The sequence below is a fragment of the Paraburkholderia sp. genome (genome assembly GCF_036488505.1).
GTDB lineage: Bacteria > Pseudomonadota > Gammaproteobacteria > Burkholderiales > Burkholderiaceae > Paraburkholderia.
This window is the reverse complement of the sequence record NZ_DASXHN010000382.1, coordinates 1-6,900: the sequence shown is the minus strand read 5'-3', so window position 1 is coordinate 6,900 and position 6,900 is coordinate 1. Positions and strand designations below refer to the sequence as shown.

General features: G+C 63.7%; 5 protein-coding genes and 1 pseudogene. 2 read left to right on the top strand and 4 right to left on the bottom strand.

Annotation, left to right across the window (positions count from 1 at the left end):
* The 4 genes and pseudogenes from VGH68_RS22480 to VGH68_RS22465 form a co-directional block, all read right to left on the bottom strand.
* Positions 1-206, bottom strand: a pseudogene (locus VGH68_RS22480) (C4-dicarboxylate ABC transporter permease); the annotation flags it as partial.
* 3 nt (positions 207-209) lie between these two features.
* Complete coding sequence (locus tag VGH68_RS22475) at positions 210-1,241, bottom strand: TRAP transporter substrate-binding protein (protein WP_331605916.1); 1,032 nt, start codon at positions 1,239-1,241, stop codon at positions 210-212.
* A 240-nt stretch (positions 1,242-1,481) separates the two neighbouring features.
* On the bottom strand, positions 1,482-2,870 hold the full coding sequence (locus tag VGH68_RS22470) for an MFS transporter (RefSeq protein ID WP_331605915.1): 1,389 nt from the start codon (positions 2,868-2,870) through the stop codon (positions 1,482-1,484).
* A 53-nt stretch (positions 2,871-2,923) separates the two neighbouring features.
* Positions 2,924-4,090, bottom strand: a complete 1,167-nt coding sequence (locus VGH68_RS22465; protein WP_331605914.1) for a Xaa-Pro peptidase family protein — start codon at positions 4,088-4,090, stop codon at positions 2,924-2,926.
* 145 nt (positions 4,091-4,235) lie between these two features.
* On the opposite strand from VGH68_RS22465, the gene VGH68_RS22460 reads away from it, so the two are divergent.
* Together VGH68_RS22460 and VGH68_RS22455 are read left to right on the top strand one after the other, a co-directional pair.
* The gene (locus VGH68_RS22460; RefSeq protein WP_331605913.1) at positions 4,236-5,225 is read left to right on the top strand and encodes a LysR substrate-binding domain-containing protein; all 990 of its coding nucleotides are present in this window, start codon (positions 4,236-4,238) and stop codon (positions 5,223-5,225) included.
* 274 nt (positions 5,226-5,499) lie between these two features.
* Positions 5,500-6,750 (top strand): serine hydrolase domain-containing protein, encoded by a 1,251-nt coding sequence (locus VGH68_RS22455; RefSeq protein WP_331605912.1) that lies wholly within the window; start codon positions 5,500-5,502, stop codon positions 6,748-6,750.
* Positions 6,751-6,900: the final 150 nt, after the last annotated feature.

The window sequence follows — 6,900 nt, the reverse complement described above, 5'->3', positions numbered from 1 at the left end:
TCGACCGGATCGTGAAGGAAGTAACGGTAGATGACCGACACGAATACCACCGCGACATCGGCGGCAAGCACCAGCGCCGACAGATATTCGGTCCATCGCACGAGGCGCTCGAGGCTTGGCCCCCAGCGCGTCCCACGATCGAACGCCAAGCCTGGCGCGGCGTGGGCGGTCCCGTCGGGCGTCTGACTGGTGGCAAGCGCGTTCATCGGTCAGGCCCTCGCCGCGGCGACTTCCGGAAACAGCGGCGCGGTTGCCGGATATTGCTTCGCGAAATTCTGGTAGAGCGTGCTCTGCAGTTGATGACGCACGCTGTCGCGCTCGGCTGGGGCCATCGGGAAGAACGTCATGCCGTGCTCCTTCAGCGCTTTCTCAGCCAGCGCGACTTTTTCGTCGGCGATCGGGCGCTGCTTCAGGCTCGCGTCCTGGACCGCCTTGAGGAAGCCGGGGCGCAGTTCCGCGGGGATCTTGCTCATCGAGCGCTTGCCGATCACGACGACGAGCGGGCTGAAGTTGTGCTGGGTTTGCCAGCACGACTTGACCACTTCATAGAACTTGCCGGACAGCACCGTTGCCGGGTCGTGCTCGAGTCCGTCGACCACGCCGGTTTGCGCGGCCATATAAAGCTCGCCGAACGGAATCGGCGTGGGCACCGCGCCCATGGCCTTGAACGTTTCGATGAAGGCGGGCGTCGGCAGCACGCGAAGTTTGGTGCCCTTGAATTGCGCGAGCGACTGAACCGGCTTCTTCGTGAACACATTGCGTGCGCCGAATTGCGACGTCCACGTGAGGATCTGGCAGCCCGAGCGGTCCTGCAGGATCTTGGCGAGCGCGGCGCCGACGTGGCCGTCGAGGACCTTGTTCGCATGCGCGAAGCTGTCGAACAGATAGCCCATGTCGAGCATGCCGATTTCCGGTGCGAGCGTGGCCCAGATCGACGCGCCGGTCACCATCATGTCGATCGAGCCGATCTTGACCTGCTGCACGACGTCGCTTTCATTGCCGAGCTGGTTGTTCGGAAAGTAGTCGATACGGATCGCGTCGCCGACGTTTGCCTTCAGATTGGCCGCGAAGTTCTGATACCAGACGTAGTGCGATGCGTTCTGGTCCGCGACCATCGACGACGAAACGCGCAGCGCGATCGGCGCCGCGGCACGCGCGAGGGTCGGCAACGAACCGGCCGCGGCGGCGACCGACGCGGCGGACGTGAGTTGTAGGAATTTGCGCCGGGAAATCGAGGGCATGCGGTGTCTCCGGATTCGTATCGTTTGTGGTGATTCAGCTTGGTGTATCGATATACTAAATCGATACACCGAGGGGATGACTAGGGATTTTTACGGAGAGGTGCGGATGTGATGGGCGGGGGAACGGTGCGGGCGGGAGGCGGCCGGACGGGTTCGCTGGAGGGCAGGAACGGAAAATAGATGACGCCCGCCGAGGACGGATCGTCCCCGGCGGGCGCAGGCGTCAGCAGACGCGACTGCTCATCTTGCGAGCGGATGCGGTGAATGTGCGTGAGAGCGATCGCCAAGCGCCTGTTCGGCGCCATCGCCGTCCATGTCCGCGGCGAGATCACGTTTGAACGTCTCGGCGAGGAACCATGCGCACACGAGACTCAGCACCGCGGTGACCGCGATATAGCCTGATATCGACGCGGTATGGCCAAAGGTGGCGAACAGGTACGTCGCGATGAGCGGCGCCGGTCCCGAGGTGACGATGCCGGCGATCTGATACGGCAGCGATGCGCCGGTGTAGCGTACGCGGGTGCCGAACAACTCGGCGAACCACGTCGACTGCACGCCATACACGGAGGCTTGGCTCAACGCGATGCCGCCGATATAGGCAAGCACGATCAGCGTCGGATTGCGGGTTTCGAGCAACGGGAAAAACGCGAAGCCGTAGATCGCGACGAATACCGAGCCGAGCAAAAACACGCTGCGGCGCCCGATCCGGTCGGACAGCTTGCCGAACAGCGGCAGCGTGACGAGCGCGACGGCGCAGCCGGCGATGATCGCGTTCAGTAGCAGCCCGCGCGAAAGGCCGAGCCGCGTCGTCCCGTACACCAGCACGAACACGTTGATGACGTTGAACGTGATGTCGACCGCGAACCGCGTGCCGATCGTCAGCAGGAGGTCTTTCGGATGACGCCGCAGCAATTCGATCAGCGGCGCCTTCACGATCTGACGGCTCGCCTTCACCTGTTCGAAAACCGGCGACTCCATCACGCGCAGCCGGATAAACAGGCCGATCGCGATCAGCGCGACACTCAGAAGAAAGGGCAGTCGCCATCCCCACGAATAAAACGCGTCCGCTGGCAGGCTCGCCACAGTCTTGAAGACGGCCGTCGACAACATCAGTCCGATTGGTACGCCAAGCTGCGGAAATGCGCCGAAGAAGCCGCGTTTACCAGCGGGCGCCGTCTCGACCACCATCAGCACCGCACCGCCCCATTCGCCGCCGACGCCGAGACCTTGCAGGAATCGCATCGTCACCAGCAGCACCGGCGCCCATGCGCCGATCGACGCATAGGTCGGCAACAGGCCGATCACGAACGTGCCGACGCCCATGATCGACAGCGTCGCGACCAGCGTGGCCTTGCGCCCGATGCGATCGCCGAAGTGCCCGAAAAACACGGCGCCGAACGGCCGCGCGAGGTAGCCGACCGCGAAACTGCCGAATGCCGCGATCGTGCCGACCACCGGATCGAACGACGGAAAAAACAGTTTCGCGAATACCAGTGCGGATGCGGTCGCGTACAGGAAAAAGTCGTACCACTCGATTGCGGTGCCGACGACCGAAGCAATCAGCACGCGTTTGACGGCCTTCGGGTCGACCCCGGGCGGGATGTCGGATAAAGCGGGTGATGTTTGCATGTCTCCTCCCTGATAGGGATGCTGTGTTTTGAACCGCGGGTGCCGCTACCGGCTCACCAATGAAGCTCCATCGGAAACTGATCGAGCGTTTCGACACCGTCGCCCTTCAGCCTGACGATGCGCTCGGTACGCAGGCCGCCGACGTTCGGCACGGTGATCGTCGCCTTCAGCGTGAACACCATGTTTTCCTGCAGCACGGTAGCGTTGCCAGGCCCGATCCACGGCGCTTCTTCTTCCGGGTCCATGCCAGTGCCGTGACCGGTGCCGTGACCGCGCGCCTCGCTCGAAAAGCGCTCGTAGTTCGACTCGACGAGCGCCTGCTGGATCACCGCATTGAGTTCCATCGCGGCCATGCCGGGACGCGCCGCGGCAAGACCCGCTTCGACGGCGCGCGCCGCGGCCGCCACGATCGCCTTTTTCTCCGGCGCCACGGGACCATAAGTAAAGCCGCGTCCGCCATCGGCCACGTAGCCGCGATAACGGGCGCCGATGTCGGTCATGATCAGGTCGCCCGGTTGCAGGATGCGATCGGTGGGCCGCGCGAGGTTATACGCAGAACGCGGGCCCGATTGCACCATCGAATCGAATGCGGTGCGCTCGGCGCCGCCCGCCAGCATCGCCCGGTCGGCGATCAGCGCGAGTTCGCGTTCGGTGTACGGACGACCGTCGGCAAGCGCGTCGCGGATCGCGGCCATCGCCGAGTCGGTCAGCGCGGCGGCCTTGCGTAATAGCGCGACTTCCGCATCGCTTTTGATCGCCTTGATCTCGGCCAGCACCATCGTCGGCGCGAGCGTCAGTTCACCGAGACCGGCCTCCAGGCGTTTGAGCAGGTCGGCCGGAATGTACGCAGCGCCGGCAAGCCCAACGGCGCCCCGGCGATGCCGTCCCGAAAACGCGTGCACCTGCTGGGTGACTTCTCGCAGACTGCGCACTTCGAATGCGGTGACACTGCTCGCATAGTCCAGACATTGGTCCGACACGAACAGCGTTGGCTCGCCGTCGACCGGCAAAAGCAGGATCGCGTTCGCGATGTCCGAGACGCCGTCGAGCGGCCGAAACTCCGTGAAGTAGCTGATGTTGGCGCCGCGCCAGCAATCGCCGAACGCGAGCAGGCCGACCAGTCCCGCCTTGTCGAGCGCGGCCCGAACCTTGTCGACGCGGCCGAGGAACTCGTCGGTACTGATGCCTTCCGGGGGGATGTCTGCGGTACGGGTATTCATTGTTGCTTCGTCTCCAGTATGGCCGTGTGCTTCGATGGCCTTCGATGGCTTTCAATTCAGCCGGCCGCGCGGTGACGCCGGTCTGTGAGTGCCATAGTAGGCTTCGGCGTTATGCTCTTATAATGAAGAATATCGAGCCACTTATATGAATATGGAATACATGTCTGGCATCGACACGACCGCAGTCGAGCGCTTCGATCCGACGCGTCTCAAAACCCGTCAATTGAACCTGCTGGTTCGGCTCGACGAGCACCGCTCGGTGTTGCACGCGGCCGACGCCGCGCATATGACGCAGCCCGCCGCCACCAAATTGCTTCGCGAGCTGGAGGAGACGATGGGCGTGCCGCTGTTCGAGCGGCATCCGCGCGGCGTCGAGCCCAACTGGTACGGGGAGGTGCTGATCCGCCATGCGCGCAGCGTGCTTCAGGAGTTGCGGCACGCGTACGACGAGGTGTCCGCGCTGAAGGCCGGGCTGACGGGCGAAGCGCTGATCGGCACCGAGGTCACCGCGGCGACCAATCTGATCCCGCAGGCCGTCGCGCTGCTCAAGCGGCGCTTTCCGCAGATTCGCGTGAAGATCGAGATGGAGTTCAGCGAAGCGCTGGTGCAGCGGCTCCAGGAGGGCAGGCTCGACATGATCGTCGCGCGCATCCGCAGCCCCGACGACCTCGCGGAACTTCACTACGAGCCGCTTGCCCTCGCGCAGCATGCGCTGTTCGTGCGCGCCGGCCATCCACTGACGAAAACCCGCAAGCTGAGCTGGAACCAGTTGGCGTCGCAGAGCTGGATCCTGCCGCCGCAGGGTAATGTGATGCGCAATCGCTTCACGCGACTCTTTCTCGAACGGCAACTCGCGTTGCCGACCGATGTGGTCGAAACCTCGTCGCTACCGGTCATCACCAGTCTTTTGCAGATCAGCGACATGGTCGCGCCGCTCGCGCGCGAACCGGTGCAGCCGTATTGCGCGACCGGCGCGCTCGAACCGCTGCGATTCGACTTCGATCTGAAGCTGGGGCCTGCCGGCATCGTCACGCGGCGAGGCGAGAAGTTGTCGCCAGGCGCGCGGGCGATGTTGCGCGCGCTTCGCGAGACGGCCGGATTCGCGATCAGCGAGCCCGGCTCCGATAGAGAGTGAACGATCGCATAGTGCGTAGTGGGTACTTGGTGTTGCGCGAGTTGATTCCGGCCGAGGTGAATCGCACACCTGATACACGATCGACGTCCTATAGTTGTTCAGCACGGTTGAAACAGAAGCAAGAGGCCGTAGGACATGGAAACATCTGTACAGCGGGATCTTGCGGGGTTGTTCGCTCATACTGAGTGCGCCCGCGATACCCGGTTCAGCATGCGGTACTGGCCTCTCAGTCGCCACCAGGACGTTGGTCCCACAACAAGAAGGGGAATACGCAATGGCAACTTCCCGCTTTATTCTGTTGATAGCACGGGTTATCTGTGGCCGGGTCCCGGCGCTCGCGTTGGCAGTCGGCATAGCCGTCACGGTGGCAGCTTGCAGCGGTGACTCGCTCACATCGAGCGAGCCTGCATTCGCGACCACGGCGCGCCCGCAGATCGAAGCATTGCTCGCGGACACGATGACACCGGGCGCGGTGGTGTATGTGCAATCGCCGCATGGCGACTGGCTCGAATCGTTCGGCACCGCAGTCAGGGGCACCAGCACACCGATTCCGACCAACGCGCACTTTCGCGTCGGCAGCGTGACCAAGACCTGGACTGGCACGGTGATTCTGCAACTCGTGCAAGAAGGGAAGTTGGCACTGAGCGACCCCGTCAGCAAGTACATTGCGAACGTGCCGAATGGCGAGAACATCACGATCGAGGAACTGCTGGCGATGCGCAGCGGCCTGTACAACTACTCGACCAGCGTCGCGTTCAACCAGACGCTCGACGCGCAGCCGAACAAGGTGTGGACCACGAGCGAGCTGCTCGACATCGCGTACAACCAGCCGGTGTACTTCCCGCCGGGTACCGACTTTCGCTACTCGAATACGAATACGGTGTTGCTTGGGCTCATCATCGAGCGGCTGACAGGAATGAGCGCCGCGGATGCAATCAAAGCGCGCCTCTTTACTCCGTTCGGTTTGACCGATACGTTTCTTCCGCCGCAGGACAATACAGCGCTGAGCGCGCCGGCGCCGCATGGCTACCGGTGGGGCACCAATGTGGAGACGGTCGATAGCGACGCGCTGCCCCCCGCGCAACAGGCGGCCGCGAAGAACGGGACGCTGCAACCCACCGACGTCACGTCCGTGAACACCTCGTGGGCCTGGACCGCCGGCTCGGGGATTTCCACCATCAAGGAACTGGCGGCTTACGCGCAGCGGTTGGTGGGTGGCGGCTATCTGAACGCCGATCTTCAGGCGCAACGGCTCGCGAGTTGTCAGTCGCTCCAGCCGTCCGATCCGATGGCCGCGAGTTACTGCCTCGGCCTCGCCAGATTCGGCACGTTCTACGGGCACACCGGCGAGATACCCGGCTTCAACACGTTCATGGGCTACGACCCGGCGACGAAAACGACCATCGTCACGTGGACAACGACGGCGTCGGCGCCCGATGGCCGCGCACCCGCGAACGAAATCGCGCGGATTCTGATGGCGGAGTTGAGCAAGGCGTCGGAGGTGCCGAGCGAGGGGCGGCCTTGAGCGTGAGTCGGTCGGGTGTGTCGGGTGGTCAGTCTTGGAACCGTCGACGCCGGGTGCCGACGCCGGCATCTGTTGCAGTAGTCGAGGGCGTCGGCTCATCGTGGGGGCGAGGCGTCGCGCGAGCCTGAGGAGATCGATCTTCAGAAGCTC

What these genes read in the sequence shown, in the direction of transcription:
- VGH68_RS22475 (WP_331605916.1), bottom strand. Translation starts at nt 1,241, where the DNA reads ATGCCCTCGATTTCCCGGCGCAAATTCCTACAACTCACGTCCGCCGCG.
- VGH68_RS22470 (WP_331605915.1), bottom strand. Translation starts at nt 2,870, where the DNA reads ATGCAAACATCACCCGCTTTATCCGACATCCCGCCCGGGGTCGACCCG.
- VGH68_RS22465 (WP_331605914.1), bottom strand. Translation starts at nt 4,090, where the DNA reads ATGAATACCCGTACCGCAGACATCCCCCCGGAAGGCATCAGTACCGAC.
- VGH68_RS22460 (WP_331605913.1), top strand. Translation starts at nt 4,236, where the DNA reads ATGAATATGGAATACATGTCTGGCATCGACACGACCGCAGTCGAGCGC.
- VGH68_RS22455 (WP_331605912.1), top strand. Translation starts at nt 5,500, where the DNA reads ATGGCAACTTCCCGCTTTATTCTGTTGATAGCACGGGTTATCTGTGGC.